The sequence below is a fragment of the Nocardioides sp. P4_G4 genome (assembly GCF_056401085.1).
This window is the reverse complement of record NZ_JBFUKA010000026.1, coordinates 1-14,976: the sequence shown is the minus strand read 5'-3', so window position 1 is coordinate 14,976 and position 14,976 is coordinate 1. Positions and strand designations below refer to the sequence as shown.

18 protein-coding genes are annotated in these 14,976 nt (G+C 72.5%); 9 read left to right on the top strand and 9 right to left on the bottom strand.

Going from position 1 to position 14,976, the window contains the following annotated elements; genetic code table 11:
* The first annotated feature begins 76 nt into the window (after nt 1–76).
* Nucleotides 77–475, top strand: a complete 399-nt coding sequence (locus AC1DQF_RS08045) for a DUF302 domain-containing protein (protein WP_477524692.1) — start codon at nt 77–79, stop codon at nt 473–475.
* Nucleotides 475–738, top strand: coding sequence for a metal-sensitive transcriptional regulator (locus tag AC1DQF_RS08040; protein WP_056925264.1), 264 nt, complete (start codon nt 475–477; stop codon nt 736–738). Before AC1DQF_RS08045 ends, AC1DQF_RS08040 begins: the two co-directional genes overlap by 1 nt.
* Here AC1DQF_RS08040 and AC1DQF_RS08035 read toward each other — a convergent pair.
* Both AC1DQF_RS08035 and AC1DQF_RS08030 read right to left on the bottom strand, forming a co-directional pair.
* A complete protein-coding gene (locus tag AC1DQF_RS08035) occupies nt 701–2,164 on the bottom strand; it encodes a sensor histidine kinase (protein WP_477524691.1) in 1,464 nt (487 codons plus the stop codon). The two genes, AC1DQF_RS08040 and AC1DQF_RS08035, sit on opposite strands and share 38 nt — an antisense overlap.
* A complete protein-coding gene (locus AC1DQF_RS08030) occupies nt 2,161–2,841 on the bottom strand; it encodes a response regulator transcription factor (RefSeq protein WP_477524690.1) in 681 nt (226 codons plus the stop codon). Before AC1DQF_RS08030 ends, AC1DQF_RS08035 begins: the two co-directional genes overlap by 4 nt.
* A gap of 68 nt (nt 2,842–2,909) precedes the next feature.
* Here AC1DQF_RS08030 and AC1DQF_RS08025 point away from each other — a divergent pair, with 68 nt between their 5' ends.
* Genes AC1DQF_RS08025 through AC1DQF_RS08010 form a run of 4 tightly spaced genes read left to right on the top strand, consistent with a single transcriptional unit; the run spans nt 2,910 to nt 6,511 of the window.
* Nucleotides 2,910–3,851, top strand: a complete 942-nt coding sequence (locus tag AC1DQF_RS08025; protein WP_477524689.1) for an ABC transporter ATP-binding protein — start codon at nt 2,910–2,912, stop codon at nt 3,849–3,851.
* Nucleotides 3,851–4,735, top strand: coding sequence for an ABC transporter permease (locus AC1DQF_RS08020; protein ID WP_477524688.1), 885 nt, complete (start codon nt 3,851–3,853; stop codon nt 4,733–4,735). Before AC1DQF_RS08025 ends, AC1DQF_RS08020 begins: the two co-directional genes overlap by 1 nt.
* A gap of 4 nt (nt 4,736–4,739) precedes the next feature.
* Nucleotides 4,740–5,534, top strand: coding sequence for a hypothetical protein (locus AC1DQF_RS08015; protein WP_477524687.1), 795 nt, complete (start codon nt 4,740–4,742; stop codon nt 5,532–5,534).
* 38 nt (nt 5,535–5,572) lie between these two features.
* On the top strand, nt 5,573–6,511 hold the full coding sequence (locus AC1DQF_RS08010) for a DUF1353 domain-containing protein (protein ID WP_477524686.1): 939 nt from the start codon (nt 5,573–5,575) through the stop codon (nt 6,509–6,511).
* On the opposite strand, the gene AC1DQF_RS08005 is transcribed toward AC1DQF_RS08010, so the two are convergent.
* From AC1DQF_RS08005 to AC1DQF_RS07990, 4 genes are all read right to left on the bottom strand, one after another.
* A complete protein-coding gene (locus tag AC1DQF_RS08005; RefSeq protein ID WP_477524685.1) occupies nt 6,498–6,875 on the bottom strand; it encodes a hypothetical protein in 378 nt (125 codons plus the stop codon). The genes AC1DQF_RS08010 and AC1DQF_RS08005 overlap by 14 nt on opposite strands.
* A 145-nt stretch (nt 6,876–7,020) precedes the next feature.
* Nucleotides 7,021–7,764, bottom strand: coding sequence for a PAQR family membrane homeostasis protein TrhA (gene trhA, locus AC1DQF_RS08000; protein ID WP_477524684.1), 744 nt, complete (start codon nt 7,762–7,764; stop codon nt 7,021–7,023).
* Nucleotides 7,765–7,835: 71 nt separating this feature from the next.
* Nucleotides 7,836–8,321: a DUF421 domain-containing protein gene (locus tag AC1DQF_RS07995; protein ID WP_477524683.1), complete on the bottom strand. Its 486-nt coding sequence runs from the start codon at nt 8,319–8,321 to the stop codon at nt 7,836–7,838.
* On the bottom strand, nt 8,321–8,887 hold the full coding sequence (locus AC1DQF_RS07990; protein WP_477524682.1) for a hypothetical protein: 567 nt from the start codon (nt 8,885–8,887) through the stop codon (nt 8,321–8,323). Before AC1DQF_RS07990 ends, AC1DQF_RS07995 begins: the two co-directional genes overlap by 1 nt.
* Before the next feature lie 32 nt (nt 8,888–8,919).
* Here AC1DQF_RS07990 and AC1DQF_RS07985 point away from each other — a divergent pair, with 32 nt between their 5' ends.
* The 3 genes from AC1DQF_RS07985 to AC1DQF_RS07975 all read left to right on the top strand — a co-directional run bounded on the left by AC1DQF_RS07985 (nt 8,920) and on the right by AC1DQF_RS07975 (nt 12,255).
* On the top strand, nt 8,920–9,699 hold the full coding sequence (locus tag AC1DQF_RS07985) for an isoprenyl transferase (RefSeq protein WP_477524681.1): 780 nt from the start codon (nt 8,920–8,922) through the stop codon (nt 9,697–9,699).
* A 215-nt stretch (nt 9,700–9,914) separates the two neighbouring features.
* Complete coding sequence (locus tag AC1DQF_RS07980; protein WP_477524680.1) at nt 9,915–11,234, top strand: PhoH family protein; 1,320 nt, start codon at nt 9,915–9,917, stop codon at nt 11,232–11,234.
* Between the two features lie 328 nt (nt 11,235–11,562).
* Nucleotides 11,563–12,255 carry an aggregation-promoting factor C-terminal-like domain-containing protein gene (locus AC1DQF_RS07975; protein WP_477524679.1) on the top strand — a complete coding sequence of 231 codons (693 nt, stop codon included), beginning with the start codon at nt 11,563–11,565 and terminating at the stop codon, nt 12,253–12,255.
* Nucleotides 12,256–12,276: 21 nt separating this feature from the next.
* On the opposite strand, the gene AC1DQF_RS07970 is transcribed toward AC1DQF_RS07975, so the two are convergent.
* From AC1DQF_RS07970 to AC1DQF_RS07960, 3 genes are all read right to left on the bottom strand, one after another.
* A complete protein-coding gene (locus AC1DQF_RS07970; RefSeq protein ID WP_477524727.1) occupies nt 12,277–12,972 on the bottom strand; it encodes a class I SAM-dependent methyltransferase in 696 nt (231 codons plus the stop codon).
* Between the two features lie 5 nt (nt 12,973–12,977).
* Nucleotides 12,978–14,360 carry a class II fumarate hydratase gene (locus AC1DQF_RS07965; protein WP_477524678.1) on the bottom strand — a complete coding sequence of 461 codons (1,383 nt, stop codon included), beginning with the start codon at nt 14,358–14,360 and terminating at the stop codon, nt 12,978–12,980.
* A gap of 37 nt (nt 14,361–14,397) precedes the next feature.
* Nucleotides 14,398–14,976, bottom strand: a 579-nt coding sequence (locus AC1DQF_RS07960; protein ID WP_477524677.1) for a spermidine synthase, incomplete at its 5' end; no start/stop codon positions are given.

The following is a 14,976-nucleotide window of genomic DNA, read 5'->3' as shown; positions in this document are numbered from 1 at the left end:
GTCCTGTCAGCCATGAGAAATACCCTAGGGGGTATCCAACGAAATGGCAAAACACCCCCGGGGGTATGCTGGCGACATGGACTACACGCTGAGCACGACGCTGGCGCTGCCGTACGACGAGGCCGTGGCCGCGACCCGGGACGCCCTGGCCGACCAGGGCTTCGGGATCCTCACGGAGATCGACCTGGCGGCCACGATGAAGGCCAAGCTCGACGTCGACCTGCCCCCGCAGGTGATCCTCGGCGCCTGCCGACCGCCGCTCGCCTACGAGGCGATCCAGGTCGACCCGTCGATCGCGGCCGTGCTCCCGTGCAACGTGGTGGTCCGATCGGTGGACGCGGCCACGACCATCGTCGAGGCCTTCGACCCGGCCGTCATGATGGGCATTTCCGACCACGCCGCCCTGGCCAGGGTGGCCACCGACGCCCGCCAACGCATCTCCGCGGCCCTCGCCGCGCTCACGCAGGAGGACTGATGGAGCTCGACCCCACCGAGATGACCCCGGTGATCAACCGCATCAAGCGCGCCCAGGGCCAGCTGGCCGGCGTGCTCCGCCTGCTGGAGGAGGGACGTGACTGCGAGGACGTCGTCACCCAGCTCGCGGCGGTCTCCAAGGCGCTCGACCGGGCCGGCTTCGCCATCGTCGCCAGTGGCCTGCAGCAGTGCCTCACCGCCGGCGACGGCATCGACTCCGTCGACGTCAAGAAGATGGAGAAGCTCTTCCTCTCCCTGGCCTGAGAATCGGCAGCACCACGCCCACGGTCATCCCCCGACCGTGGTCGCACGGCACGCCGGACGGGACGCCCACGGCGTGGTGGGTGCCGTCGTGGCACAGCCGCAGCTCGCCACCGGCGGCGGTCACGACCTGCTCGACGATCGAGAGGCCCAGCCCGGCACCGGGGCGGCTGCGCGCCTCGGCGGACCGGGTGAAGCGGTGGGTGGCCTCGACCAGCAGGTCGGGGGGCATGCCGGGCCCCGCGTCGGTGACCTCGACGACCGCGTGCGCGCCGCTGCGGCGTACGCGCAGGTGCACCGGCGCCGCTCCGTGGCGCAGGGCGTTGTCCAGGAGGTTGGAGACCACCCGCTCGAGGGCAGGGGCGGCGATGCCTGCCGGTACGGCCTCCGGGGGCAGGTCCACCTCCAGCTGCGAGGCGTGCTCGGGGTGGGCGAGGCGCCGGCGCTCCACCACGCCCGCCACCAGGGCGGTGACGTCGCACTCGCCGCCGTCGGTCGCACCACTGCCCAGGGTCAGGAGCTGGTCGGCGAGGTCGGCGAGCCGGGCGACGTCGACGGCGAGCTCGTCGAGGACGGCCTCGTGCTCGGTCACCGTCCGCGTACGCCGCCGCGCGAGCTGGATCCTCGACGTCAGCAGGGTCAGCGGGGTCCGCAGCTCGTGGCTCGCGTCGTCGACGAAGTGCCGCTCGCGGCCCAGGGCGTCCTCGAGGGCGGTGAGCATCTCGTTGAGCGTGTGCCCCAGCCGCGTGACCTCGTCGTCCCGCCCGGGCGGCACGTCGAGGCGCAGGGAGGCGGCCCCGGCGGCGATCTCCGCGGCCCGCCGCCGGTAGCGCTCGACCGGGGCCAGGGCCGCCCGGGCGAGCCGGTCGCCCACCAACGAGGCCACCACCAGCGCCGCCAGCCCGGCCAGGGCAAGCTGTGCGAGCAGCTCGCGCAGCGCCTCGTCGCGGTGGTCGCGCCGGACGCCGACCAGCAGGTGGCCACCGCCGTCGAGCGGGGTGGCCCGCACCCGGTACGGCGCGTCCGAGGCAGGCAGCAGGGTGCCGACGTCGACGGTGCGGACGCCCGTGGAGGCGGCCAGCACGCCCGCTCCCACCATCGGCGCCGCCGGCGCGGAGGCGCCCCGGTCGAGGAGCGCCCCGGAGTCGTCGACCACCTGCCACGCCACCCCGGTCGCGTCGGCGGTGGTGGAGCCGGTGCCGGCGCCGGACTCGGGGGTCAGGGTCCCGTCGCTCGCCACGAGCGGGGCGATCGTCGCGGCGGCGCGCGCGAGCTCGGAGTCGAGGCCGCGGTCCAGCGCGTACTCCACCCGCCAGTAGACGAAGGCGCCGRCCGCGGTCAGCAGCACGAGCATCGCCGCCGCGAATCCGGCCACGAGCCGCAGCCGCAACGGCCACCGCGAGAGCCGCGGCACGCCGGTGCGACTCACCGGGGGACCTCGACGCGGTAGCCGGCTCCGCGCAGCGTGGTGATGGTGGAGGTGCCGAACGGCCGGTCGATCTTGGCCCGGATCGAGGCGAGGTAGACGTCGATGACGTTGCTGCGCAGGTCCGTCTCGCCGTCCCAGACCTCGTCGAGGATCGTGAAGCGCGAGACCACCTGGCCGGCGCGGGAGACCAGCAGGTGCAGCACGTCGAACTCCCGGGCGGTCAGCTCCACCTCCGTCCCACCCCGACGGACGCGTCGCGCACCCGGGTCCACGACCAGGTCGCCGACCTCGATCGGCGACCCCGCGTCGTACGTGCTGCGCCGGTGCAGCGCCCGCAGCCTCGCCAGCAGCTCGTCGAGGTCGAAGGGCTTCGGCAGGTAGTCGTCGGCGCCGGCGTCGAGGCCGTCGATCCGGTCGCGCACGTCGCCGCGGGCGGTGAGCATGAGCACCGGGGTCGTGACGCCCGCCTCGCGCAGCCGCCGGCACACCGTCACCCCGTCCATCCCGGGCAGCATCCAGTCGAGGAGCAGCACGTCGTACGGGAGCCCGCCCGGAAGCGCGCGACCGTACGCCGAACGGCCGTCGCCGACCACCTCGACCTCCCAGCCGGCCTCGGTCAGCGACTGGGCGAGCAGCTCGGCGAGGCGGGCGTCGTCCTCGGCCACCAGGATGTGCACGCCCCCACCCTCTCGCAGCGGCGGTGACTTCATCGTCCCTTCATGCGGGCCTCCCTAGCGTCCCCGCCATGGACGACACACTCACGGGCGAGACGCTCGCCGTCGACGCGGTGGGAGTGACCAAGGACTTCGGGTCGCTACGCGCCGTGGACGACATCACCGTCAAGGTCGCCTCCGGGGAGGTGTACGGCGTGCTGGGACCCAACGGGGCCGGCAAGACGACCTTCCTCCGGATGCTCTTCGGCCTCATCCGTCCCGACGCCGGGACCCTGCGCGTCTTCGATCGCACGTGGGAGGAGGACGGCATCGCCACCCTCGACGGGGTGGCGGGCTTCATCGAGAGCCCGCGCTTCTACCCCTACCTGACCGGCCGGCAGAACCTCGACGGCCTCGCCCTCCTCGACGCCGGCGCCGGCCACGACCGGATCGACGAGGTGCTCGACGTGGTCGAGCTCGGCGACCGGGCGTCCGACAAGGTGGGCGGGTACTCCTACGGCATGCGCCAGCGCCTCGGGGTGGCGGCCAGCCTGCTGCGCGACCCGCGGCTCCTGGTGCTCGACGAGCCGGCCAACGGCCTGGACCCGGGCGGCATCCGCGACATGCGTGCGCTGGTCAAGAGACTGGCCGACAGCGGGCTGACCGTGCTGCTGAGCTCGCACCACATGGACGAGGTCGAGGAGATCTGCGACAACGTCACGATCATGCGCCGGGGCACCGTGGCGTTCCACGGCACGATCGACCACCTGCGCACCCTCGCCCCGGACCCCGGCTACGCCCTGGCGACCACGGACGACCCGCGGGCGCTCGCGCTCGCGACCGGCATGCCGTCGGTCCGGGTGGCCACCGACGAGGAGGGCGGGCTCGTGGTCATCGGGCAGCAGGATGCCGTGTCGGCGTACGTCGCCGCGCTGGTGCGCGCCGACGTCGCCCTGCGCTCGTTCACCCCGACCCGCACCCCGCTCCAGTCGCTCTTCTTCATGCTCACCGACGAACCGGGGAGGGCCGCGTGATGACGACCACCACCGCCGACCCGACGGCTCGCGCCACGGCCACGGGCCCGGGCCGTGCCCGCTCCCGCACCGCGGGGCTCGGGGCGGCGCTGCGCTGGGAGGTGCGCAAGCTGCGCGCGCAGCTCAGGACGAAGGCCGTCCTGGCGCTGGCCGTGCTGGCGCCGGTCCCGATCGTGCTCGTGCTCCACGCCCAGGCGCGCCCGCCCAAGGACACCCTCTTCGGCCGGTTCGCCACCGAGAACGGCTTCGCCCTGGCCCTGCTGGTGCTCGGCTTCGCCGGCCAGTGGCTCCTGCCGCTGCTGACCGCGGTGGTGGCCGGAGACATCTTCGCCAGCGAGGACCAGCACGGCACCTGGAAGACCGTGCTCACGCGGTCGGCGAGCCGGGGCCGGCTGTTCTGGGCCAAGACGATCGCGGCGTGCGGGTTCACCACCCTGGTGCTCGTGCTGCTCGGGGCGTCGACCATCGCGGTCAGCCTGCTCGTGGTCGGTCACCAGCCACTCACCGGACTCACCGGGCAGACGATCCGTCCCGGTGCCGCGCTGGGGCTGGTGGCTGCGAGCTGGGCGTCGGTCCTGCCGCCCATGCTGGCCTTCACCGCCCTGGCGCTGTTGCTCTCGGTGTGGTCCCGCAACCCCGCCGTCGGCATCGCGGCGCCGGTCGTCATCGGGATGGTCCTGCAGCTCGTCGGGTCCGCCGGCGGCGTCGAGGCGGTGCGGCCCTTCCTGCCGACCACCCCCTTCGAGGCCTGGCACGGACTGCTGGCCGAGCCGCGCTTCACCGGTCCCCTCGTCGAGGGGACCGTCGCCAGTGGCGTCTGGACCGTGCTGGCCCTCGCCACCGCGTACGTCGTCCTGCGCCGTCGCGACATCACCGGAGGCTGAACCCATGCGTCGTACCGTCCTCACCGTCCTCACCGCGGTCCTCCTCCTCGCCGGCCTCACCGTGGGCGCCCTGGCCGCGGGCGGGGGCAGCACGGTGACCCGCGCCCGCCTGGAGCGCTCGCTGCCCGCGACCTTCTCCCAGCTCTACGTCCAGCGCGCCTCGATGCTGGGCCGCTCCGGCCTCACCCCGGGATCCCTGCACGCGAAGGCCATGTGCGACAAGCACGGCCCGGACGTCGCCGACGTCGGACCCGGTGCCGACTGGGTGTGCCTGATGAGCTGGGACGACCCGCAGGTGCCGATGCCCCCCGAGGGCTACGGCAAGTTCGAGGTCAACGTGCACAGCAACGACTGCTACACGGTCGGCAGCCCGAGCAAGCTGACCGGCTACCTGACGATGACCGACGTCGAGGGCCGCGAGGTGACCAACCCGGTCTTCGAGTTCGACGGGTGCTTCGACCCGGGCAGCAGCGATGCCCCGACCGGCGTCTCGTTCCCGTCCCTGGTCAGTGTCACGAGCACCACGGCGGCCACCGACGCGGACGGGCACCCCTCGGTCCAGCTCGGCTGYGGCACCGGGGCCGACGGTTGCGCCGGCACGGTGGTCGCGACCGTGGGCGGGACGCGGCTCGGCTCGGTCCCGTTCCGGATCAAGGAGGAGGCGACGGCGACGCTGACGTTCCCGGGCACCATCCCCGCGGGTACCACCGAGGTCGAGCTCACCGTGCGTCCGACGACCGGTGCGGGCCCCTCCTCGCCGGTCACGCTGCCCGTGCAGGGGGCCCCGGCCCAGCCCTGACCCGACCGGTGGTCGGTGGTCGGTGCCACAGTGCAGCCATGTCTCGGAGACAGCACGGCACGACCGCTGAGCAGCTGCGAGCCCAGTCCCGCCGCTTCTACGACGGTGGCGTGCTGCCGGTCGGGGACCGGGTGGGGCTACCCCCGGACCCGGCCCACGACCCGCGGATCGTGCTCGAGCGCCACGACGAGACCGGCCTCGAGGTCTTCAGCCTCGAGCGGCGGATCGCGTACGACGACCGGCACCTCGGCGAGATCCTGGTCCCGGCGACGACCGACTTCCGCACCGACCTGACCTCGACGCCCGCGCTCTTCACCTGGCTGGTGCCCAAGACCGGCGCCCACCTGCCGGCGGCCCTGGTCCACGACGCCCTGGTCGCGGGTGGCGGCGACGCGTCCTACGAGTCGACCGAGGGGCACGCGATCGACCGGGTCGAGGCCGACCGGGTCTTCCGCGACGCGATGGCCGACACGGGCACCGGGGTCGTCCGACGCTGGATCGTCTGGTCGGCGGTGACCGCGGCGACGATCTTCGTGCGTGACGGCCTCTCCGGACCGGGCTGGCCGCCGCTGCTGCGCTGGTCCCACCGGCTCGGTGCCGGGATGTCGATCGCGGCGATCGTCTACCTCGGCTACTGCGCGACCGGCGACCTGTTCGACCGGGACTGGCCGCTGGCGTGGGCCGTGCCGTGGATGGGGGAGCGGCCGTGGTGGGAGGAGCTGCTCGGTGGCCTGACCGGTGCCGTGGTGGTCCCGCTCGTGCTGAGCCTGCTGTGGGGACGCTTCCGGATGGCCGGGGCGATCGCGGGGGTGATGCTCGCCGTGCTGCTGCACGTCACCGTCGGGCTGGCCGCGATCTCGCTGGGCTACCAGCTGGCCGAGCGCCTCGCCGCCCGCGCCCCACGCGTGGCCCGGGCGCTCGCCATGGCGGTCGTCGGCGGGGCGCTCGTGGTCTTCGGGTGGTTCACCCTCGGGTGAGGCCGACCTCGGCCAGCCAACGGGCGGCGAAGGTGCCCCGCGGCAGGTCCTGGGTCACCAGGCCGACGCCGGTGTGGAAGGCCACCACCAGCAGGCCCAGGGCGCCGGCACCCACGACCACGCCCCGCACCCGTTGCGGGACCCAGTCCCGGGCCGTGCGCGACGCGTGGTGGGCCCGGTGCCACCAGCCGGCCACCGAGGCGGCGACGACGGCGGAGACGATGCTCGCGAGCACCGCGCCGAGCACGGTCCCCATGAGTCCGAGGCGGGAGCTCAGCACGGTGGCGGTCGCGGCCGCCACGGCTCCGCCCACCACCTGGGGCAGGGAGAGGTCGAGGGAGGACTGGGGGCTGGGTTCGGTCATCACGTACCTGGGTCGGGGGCAGGCGTCCTGAGGTACGACGCCCGGCGGAGGCGCGGTGTTCCCCGACGTGAGGCGACTCACCCGCTCGGTGCGGGAGTGCGGGGCGGGAGCGCGGGGCGGGGCGGGAGCCGGGGGCGGGGGTGGGTCAGCGCAGCGAGTACGTCGCGACGGAGACGCCGACGTAGTGCGTGACGAACGCCAGGATCGTGAAGGTGTGGAACACCTCGTGGAAGCCGAACCAGCGCGGCCACGGGTTGGGCCGCTGGGTGCCGTAGACGACGCCGCCGATCGTGTAGAGCGCTCCCCCCGCCGCGATCAGAACCATCACCGCGGTGCCCGTGCCGGCGCCGTAGCGGTCCATGGCGCCGCTGATGAAGTCGCCGAAGAAGAACACCGGCGCCCAGCCGAGCGCCATGTAGATGGGGGCGGAGAGCCAGCGCGGCGCACCCTTCCAGAAGACCTTCATCAGCACGCCGGCGATCGCGCCGCCCCAGCAGATCGCGAGCATGGTCCACCGGTCGCTGCCCTCGAGCAGGAGGAGCGCGAACGGCGTGCAGGAGCCGGCGATGAGCACGAAGATGTTGGAGTGGTCGAAGCGCTTGAGCCGCGAGTGGGTGCTCGGCGACCAGGTGCCGCGGTGGTAGACCGCGGACACCGTGAAGAGGATCAGGGCGGAGGCCGTGAAGACGGCCGAGCCGACCCGCGTGGTGGCGTCGGGGGAGAGCACGATCAGGACGATGCCCGCCGCGAGGGTGAGGGGGGCAGTGGCCAGGTGCAGCCAGCCCCGCAGGTGCGGCTTGACGTCGGCGATCGCCTCGTGGATCGCCTCCGTCGCGCCGTCGACGCGCTCGTGGAGCCCGTCGAGCCGGTGGCGGAGTACGTCGTTCATGCGCCAAAAGTACCGGTAGGCACCCCAGACGTCACTGTCGTGGGAAGGATGTGACCCCTGGGGCGAGCGCCTCAGGCGATCCCGCGGTCGTCGGGTGCGCCGTCCCGCTCGTCGTCGCCGCCGTGGGTGAAGAAGGAGAAGGAGCCGTCGGTCTCCAGCACGCACAGCTCGATGTCGCTGAGCCGGCGGATGCCCTGCTGGCGGGCGGCCTCGTGGACGTCCTGGATGGTCATCCGCTCCCCGCCGAGGGTCTCGAGCAGCGGCTCCCCGTCGCGCACGACGATGCGGGCGCGTCCGGCCAGCCACGGCCGGAACCGCGGGTGGTGGAAGGCCAGCGAGTTGAGCGCGAGGCCGGCCACCGAGAAGGTCGCCACCGCGATGACCGCGGCGGTCACCGAGTAGTCCTCCTGCAGGATCCCCTGGCTGACCAGGTCGCCGACCGTGACGAGCAGGATCATGTCGAACGCCGAGAGCTGGGCGACCTCGCGCTTGCCGCCGACGCGCACCACGAGCCACAGGAAGAGGAAGATCGCCAGGGACCGGATCAGGATGTCCATCAGGGCATCCTCCAGCTGGTGAAGGCCGCCGACACGACCGGTTCGTCGCGGACCAGCACGCTGACCTCGCAGTCGTCGGTCTCGCCGAACTGGCCCGGCGACACGCGGGCGTCCAGGCTGACCTCCAGGGTCGTCCCGGTGGGCGGCGGGTCGAACTCGTAGATGATCCACGGCGGCACCGTGGTCTCCGCCGAGGGGTTGGGGTACCAGTTCTGGAAGTCGAGGTCGTTGAAGAACTCGTCGCAGAAGCGCATCCGCACGGTCTCCCCGAGTCCGTCGGCGGCATCCACGATCACGTGCAGGGGCGCGGGCTGTCCGGCCCGCGTGACCTGCGGATACTCGACGGTGAGGGTGTAGCCGCCGCCCTCCGCGGTGACGTCGCCGCGACGCGGACCGAGCAGGTCGAAGGCCGACACCACCACCACGAGCACCAGCAGGCCGACCCCGACCCGACGGAAGCGGCGATCCCGTCGCCCCGGAGGGGTGTCGCGCAGGTCCGAGGTCGTGTCGTCCACCCCGAGCATCGAGTCGTCACCGGCCGGCGGGTGCAGGGCTTGGTCGGGCACGGGGGACACCCTAGGCCGGTTAGGATCGGGTCGTGGCGAAGTGGAAGGACGCGGTGCGTCGGGTGCTCTACCCGGCCTACGAGCACCGGGTCGTGAAGAACCTGCCCGCCGATCGCATCCCTGCGCACATCGGCGTCATGCTCGACGGCAACCGCCGCTGGGCCAAGGCCGTGGGCATCGACACGGCCGGCGGCTACCAGGCCGGCGCCGACAACATCTTCCCGCTCCTCGGCTGGTGCGAGGAGGTCGGCGTCAAGGTCGTGACGCTCTGGCTGCTCTCCAGCGACAACCTCACCAACCGCCCGCCCGAGCAGATGGCCGGGCTCCTGCAGATCATCGAGGGCGCGGTCGAGTCGCTCGCCGCGACCGGGCGCTGGCGCATCCACCCCGTCGGGGCCCTGGACCTGCTCCCGGCCAGCACCGCGCAGAAGCTCAAGGCCGCCGACGACGCGACCCGCGACGTCGACGGGATCCTGGTCAACATCGCCGTCGGGTACGGCGGGCGCCGCGAGATCGCGGACGCCGTACGGTCCCTGCTCCACGAGCACGCGGCCCGGGGCACCTCGCTCGAGGAACTGGCCGACGTCATCGACGTCGACCACATCTCCGACCACCTCTACACCAAGGGCCAGCCCGATCCCGACCTCGTGATCCGCACCTCCGGGGAGCAGCGTCTCGGCGGCTTCCTGCTGTGGCAGTCCGCGCACTCGGAGTTCTACTTCTGCGAGGCGCTGTGGCCCGACTTCCGCCGCGTCGACTTCCTGCGGGCCATCCGTGCGTACGCCGAGCGCGAGCGTCGCTTCGGGTCCTGAGGCGCGGTAACACAGCGTTCACCCCGCGTTCTGGCGTGTCGCTGCGGAACGGCTTCGCGCCGGGCGTACTTTCGGCCTCATCGGCGGGTGGGGAAGCCCGCTGAATCGGGAGGCAGCTGTGGGAGTCACGCACCACTTCGAGGAGCCGTCCGGTCCATGAGTTGAACAGGACCGGGTGTGGTGCGTCGCGCCGGTCCGATAGGGGTAGGCACTCCGTGAGCTCGAACAAGCAGGTCAGCCAGAACCGCACGTATGTCCTCGACACCAGCGTCCTGCTGGCCGATCCCGGCGCCCTGCGTCGCTTCGCGGAGCACGAGGTCGTCCTCCCGGTGGTCGTCATCACCGAGCTCGAGGGCAAGCGCCACCACCCGGAGCTCGGGTTCTTCGCGCGCTCGGCGCTGCGGAGCCTCGACGAGCTGCGCATCCAGCACGGTCGGCTCGACGAGCCGGTCCCGGTGGGGGACGAGGGCGGCACCGTGCGCGTCGAGCTCAACCACACCGACCCGACCTCGCTGCCCTCGGGCTTCCGGCTGGGTGACAACGACACGCGGATCCTGGCCGTCGCCCGCAACCTCGCCGACGAGGGCCACCAGGTCACGCTCGTCTCCAAGGACATGCCGTTGCGCATCAAGGCGTCGGCGGTGGGACTCGACGCCGAGGAGTACCGCGCCGAGGCGATCAGCGACTCCGACACCGGCTACACCGGCATGGCCGAGCTCGAGGTGACGTCCGGCCAGCTCGACGAGCTGTACGACGACGGGGTCGTCGACCTGGCCGAGGCCCGGGATCTGCCGTGCCACAACGGTCTGGTCCTGCTCTCCGACCGGGGTACGGCGCTGGGCCGGGTCGGTCCCGACAAGCAGGTGCACCTGGTGCGCGGCGACCGTGAGGCGTTCGGCATCCACGGCCGCTCCGCGGAGCAGCGGATCGCCCTGGAGATGCTGCTCGATCCCGAGGTCGGCATCGTGTCGCTCGGTGGCAGGGCCGGCACCGGCAAGTCGGCCCTGGCCCTGTGCGCCGGTCTCGAGGCCACCCTGGAGCGCGGCCAGCACAAGAAGGTCGTCGTCTTCCGCCCGCTGTTCGCCGTGGGCGGGCAGGAGCTCGGCTACCTGCCCGGCTCGGAGTCGGAGAAGATGTCGCCCTGGGGCCAGGCGGTGTTCGACACCCTCGGCGCGCTCACCACGCCGGACGTCATCGACGAGGTGATGGACCGCGGCATGCTCGAGGTGCTGCCGCTGACCCACATCCGGGGCCGCTCCCTGCACGACGCGTTCGTCATCGTCGACGAGGCCCAGTCGCTGGAGCGCAACGTGCTCCTCACGGTCCTCTCCCGCATCGGGGCCAACTCCAAGGTGGTGCTCACCCACGACGTCGCCCAGCGCGACAACCTCCGGGTCGGTCGCCACGACGGCATCGTCGCGGTCATCGACAAGCTCAAGGGTCACCCCCTCTTCGCCCACGTGACCCTGACGCGGTCCGAGCGCTCGCCGATCGCGGCGCTCGTCACCGAGATGCTGGAGAACGTCACCCTCTGACCCGCTCCGCACGGTCCGGCTCGCGCCCACGTCCCGGGCGCGAGCCGGACGTGCTCTCGCCCGGTCCCGTGCTCGGCCGTCCGTGCGATCGATCACCACGAGGCCATCCCGCTGGGGCTGATGTGACCGATGTGACCCTGGTGACTCGTGAGGCGGCGATCTGGTGGAAAGTGGGACGGGTTTGTCCGTTTGGTTTGCATGGGCTCCCGCACTCCTGCATGGTTGCCCGTGATCGTTTCGTGATCTGTACCCCCTGTCGCACCTGTTCCCCCCACTTCTTGACAGGCCGCGACATCGTCCTGCCCTCTACCCCCCGGTGAGTTCCCCTGTGCCCCTGACGTCCGCGCCCAAGACCGACTCGAAGCCGCAGAAGCACGTCCCGCGCCACCGCGCCCCCGGCAGGCACAAGGCCGGTCGATCCCTCCCGGCCCGCCTGGTCCGCACCTCCGTGGTGCTGACCGGCGTCGCTGCCGCCGTGACCGGCGTGAGCGTCTCCGGCGGCGTGCTCGGCTCACCCACCGGGACCGGTGCCGGCGACCTGGCGTCGGCCGCCGTGGGTGGCGTGACCGTGGCCTCCGCGGACTCCGATCCCAGCGCCCTCGAGCGCCGCGAGTCCGTCGTGCCCGTCTCGCGCTCGGACCGCCGCGGTGCCACGGACGCGACCAAGCGCGCCGCGCTGTCGGTCGCCAAGGGCCCGGCCGTCACCCGCACCGAGGACCTCTCCAGCGCCGACCCGCGCGACATCGCCCGGGCGCTGCTTCCGCAGTACGGCTTCGACTCCTCGCAGTTCTCCTGCCTCGACTCCCTCTACATGAGCGAGTCCGGCTGGCGCATCGACGCCGACAACCCCAGCTCCTCGGCCTACGGCATCCCGCAGGCGCTCACGCAGCTGCACGAGCTGCCGGCCGACTACATGACCTCGGCCGAGACCCAGATCCGGTGGGGCCTCGGCTACATCCAGGACACGTACGGCACCCCGTGCAGCGCCTGGTCCTTCAAGGCCGGCAACGGCTGGTACTGAGCCGCCGGTCCGGCCCGGGCGTCAGCGCGCCTCGAAGACCGTGACCGCGCCGGCGTACTCGCGCTCGCCCTCGAACTCCGGCAGCACGAGCCCGTCCCCGGTCGAGTCCAGGTAGGCCTGTGCGGCTGCGTGGTCGCCGAAGACCGCGAGCGTCTCGAGGTCGTGGCGTCGTACGTCGGCGAAGCGGCGGCGCAGCACGGACTCGCCGGTCTCGCTGCTGAACTGGGTACGTGCGGGCCGGCCGCCGGCGGCGCGGTGCAGGTCGGCGAGGTGGTCCTGGCCGTTGGTGACAGCGACGAAGGTGCCGCCCTGCCGCAGCACGCGGCGGACCTCGTTGAGGGCCCGCTCGAGGTCGCGCACGTGGTAGAGCATCCACCCGGCGTACACCACGTCGAAGGACGCGTCGTCGAACGGCAGGTAGCAGATGTCGGCCTGGCGGGCGTCGACCCCGCGGGCGGCCGTGAGCTCGACGAAGCGGGGCGAGAAGTCGGTGGCGACGAGCGTGACTCCGGGCAGGTCGTCGATGCGCTCGGCCATCGCGCCGGTGCCACAGCCGACCTCGAGGACGTGGGCGTCCCCGACCAGGGCGCGGTCGATCGCCCGCAGCGCCTCGGTCTCGGGGTCCTGCCCGTCGGCGGTGGGTCGCCACACCGAGCGACGGGTCTCCAGCCGGTCCTCGGTGGCGTACTGGTCGCGCACGTGGGCGGGGTCGTCCATCTGGCTCACGGGTGTGTCATCCGTTCCACGTCGAGGGCATCGTCGAGCTGCTGCTCGGTGAGGTCGCCGCGGTCGACGTACCCCATCGAGAGCACAGTCTCGCGGATCGTGGTGCCGTCCTTCATGGCCTGCTTGACGATCTTCGCCGCCTCCTCGTAGCCGAGGTGCTTGTTGAGCGGTGTCACGACCGAGGGCGAGGACTCGGCGTACGCGCGCATCCGCTCCACGTCGGCGGTGATGCCGTCGACGCAGCGCTGCGCGAGGAGGGTCGAGGAGGTGGACAGGAGACGGATGGACTCGAGCAGGTTGCGGGCCATCACCGGCATCATCACGTTGAGCTCGAAGCTGCCGGCCGCGCCGGCCCAGGCGACGGTGGCGTCGTTGCCGACCACCTGCGCGCAGACCATCAGCGTCGCCTCGGGCAGCACCGGGTTGACCTTGCCGGGCATGATGCTCGACCCCGGCTGGAGGTCGGGCAGGTGGATCTCGGCCAGGCCTGTGGTGGGACCCGAGGACATCCAGCGCAGGTCGTTGCAGATCTTGGTGAGGCCGACGGCCCAGGTCCGCAGCGCCCCGCTCAGCTCGACGAGGGCGTCGCGGGTGCCCTGGGCCTCGAAGTGGTTGCGGGCCTCGGTGAACTCCTGGCCGGTGTCGGCGGCGAGCCGCTCGATCACGGCGGCGGCGAAGCCGGGGGGCGTGTTGATCCCGGTGCCGACCGCGGTGCCGCCCAGCGGCAGCTCGCGGACGCGGGGGAGGACCGCCTCGAGGCGCTCGGCGGCGTAGCGCACGGTGGCGGCGTATCCGCCCATCTCCTGTCCGAGCATCACCGGCGTCGCGTCCATCAGGTGCGTGCGACCGGACTTGACCGCGTCGGCGAACTCGGTGGCCTTGGCCTCGAAGGAGGTCGCCAGCACGTCGAGCGCGGGCAGCAGGTCCTCGACGACGGCGAGCGTCGCGGCGACGTGGATCGAGGTCGGGAAGGTGTCGTTGCTGCTCTGCGAGGCGTTGACGTGGTCGTTGGGGTGCACCTCGACGCCGGCACGGGCGGTGAGGGACGCGAGCACCTCGTTGGTGTTCATGTTGGAGCTGGTGCCCGAGCCGGTCTGGAAGACGTCGATCGGGAAGTGGTCGTCGTGCGCGCCGGCGGCCACCTGAGCGGCGGCATCGGCGATCGCGCTCGCCTGCTCGGCGGTGATGACGCCGAGGTCGCCGTTGACCCGCGCGGCGGCGCCCTTCACCAGGGCCAGCGCCTGGACGTGGCGGCGCTCGAGGGTCGTCCCGCTGATCGGGAAGTTGTCGATCGCGCGCTGGGTCTGGGCCCGCCACAAGGCGTCGGCGGGGACCTCGACGTCGCCCATGGAGTCGTGCTCGGTGCGTGTCTGGCTCATGACCGCGACGCTACCCCGGTGCGGAGGCCCGCTGTCCTCACCCTCCGGGCTGCTCCTGGGCCGTACGGCGGGCCACGTAGAGGAAGTACTCCTCGGGTCGGTCCTGGAGCAGGACGTCGTACGCGCGCTCCTCGGCGGCCCCGAACACGCCCTCGAGGGCGGTGAGGAGCTCCGGGGAACGCGCCGCCGACCACACGACGAGCACCCCGCGGTCGTGGAGGATCTCGCGGCAGCGGGCGAGGAAGTCGCGGCCGTAGACGTCCGCGTTGCCGTCGTGCACGAGGTAGCCCGGGCCGTTGTCGACGTCGAGCAGCAGCAGGTCGTGGGTGTCGCGGGCCTCCGCGATGGCCATCAGGATGTCGGCGTTGACGATCCGGACCCGCTGGTCGGCGAGCAGCGCCGGCCCGTGCGGCACCGTGCCGTCGCGCATCCAGCCGATGAGCGACTCCTCGATCTCGACGACGGTGGCGCGCTCGACGCGCACGTCGGCGAGGATCCGCTGGAGCGTGAAGCCCAGGCCGAGCCCACCGATCACCACGTCGCGGGGGTCGTCGAGGAGGTCGAGGGCCACGCCCGCCATCTCGATCTCGGTGCTCGTCTCGAGGGTGTCCTGTCC

Bases quoted from the DNA above. Each gene is read 5' to 3' on its own strand.
- AC1DQF_RS08045 (WP_477524692.1), top strand. From the start codon at position 77: ATGGACTACACGCTGAGCACGACGCTGGCGCTGCCGTACGACGAGGCC.
- AC1DQF_RS08040 (WP_056925264.1), top strand. From the start codon at position 475: ATGGAGCTCGACCCCACCGAGATGACCCCGGTGATCAACCGCATCAAG.
- AC1DQF_RS08025 (WP_477524689.1), top strand. From the start codon at position 2,910: ATGGACGACACACTCACGGGCGAGACGCTCGCCGTCGACGCGGTGGGA.
- AC1DQF_RS08020 (WP_477524688.1), top strand. From the start codon at position 3,851: ATGACGACCACCACCGCCGACCCGACGGCTCGCGCCACGGCCACGGGC.
- AC1DQF_RS08010 (WP_477524686.1), top strand. From the start codon at position 5,573: ATGTCTCGGAGACAGCACGGCACGACCGCTGAGCAGCTGCGAGCCCAG.
- AC1DQF_RS08005 (WP_477524685.1), bottom strand. From the start codon at position 6,875: ATGACCGAACCCAGCCCCCAGTCCTCCCTCGACCTCTCCCTGCCCCAG.
- trhA (WP_477524684.1), bottom strand. From the start codon at position 7,764: ATGAACGACGTACTCCGCCACCGGCTCGACGGGCTCCACGAGCGCGTC.
- AC1DQF_RS07995 (WP_477524683.1), bottom strand. From the start codon at position 8,321: ATGGACATCCTGATCCGGTCCCTGGCGATCTTCCTCTTCCTGTGGCTC.
- AC1DQF_RS07970 (WP_477524727.1), bottom strand. From the start codon at position 12,972: ATGGACGACCCCGCCCACGTGCGCGACCAGTACGCCACCGAGGACCGG.
- AC1DQF_RS07965 (WP_477524678.1), bottom strand. From the start codon at position 14,360: ATGAGCCAGACACGCACCGAGCACGACTCCATGGGCGACGTCGAGGTC.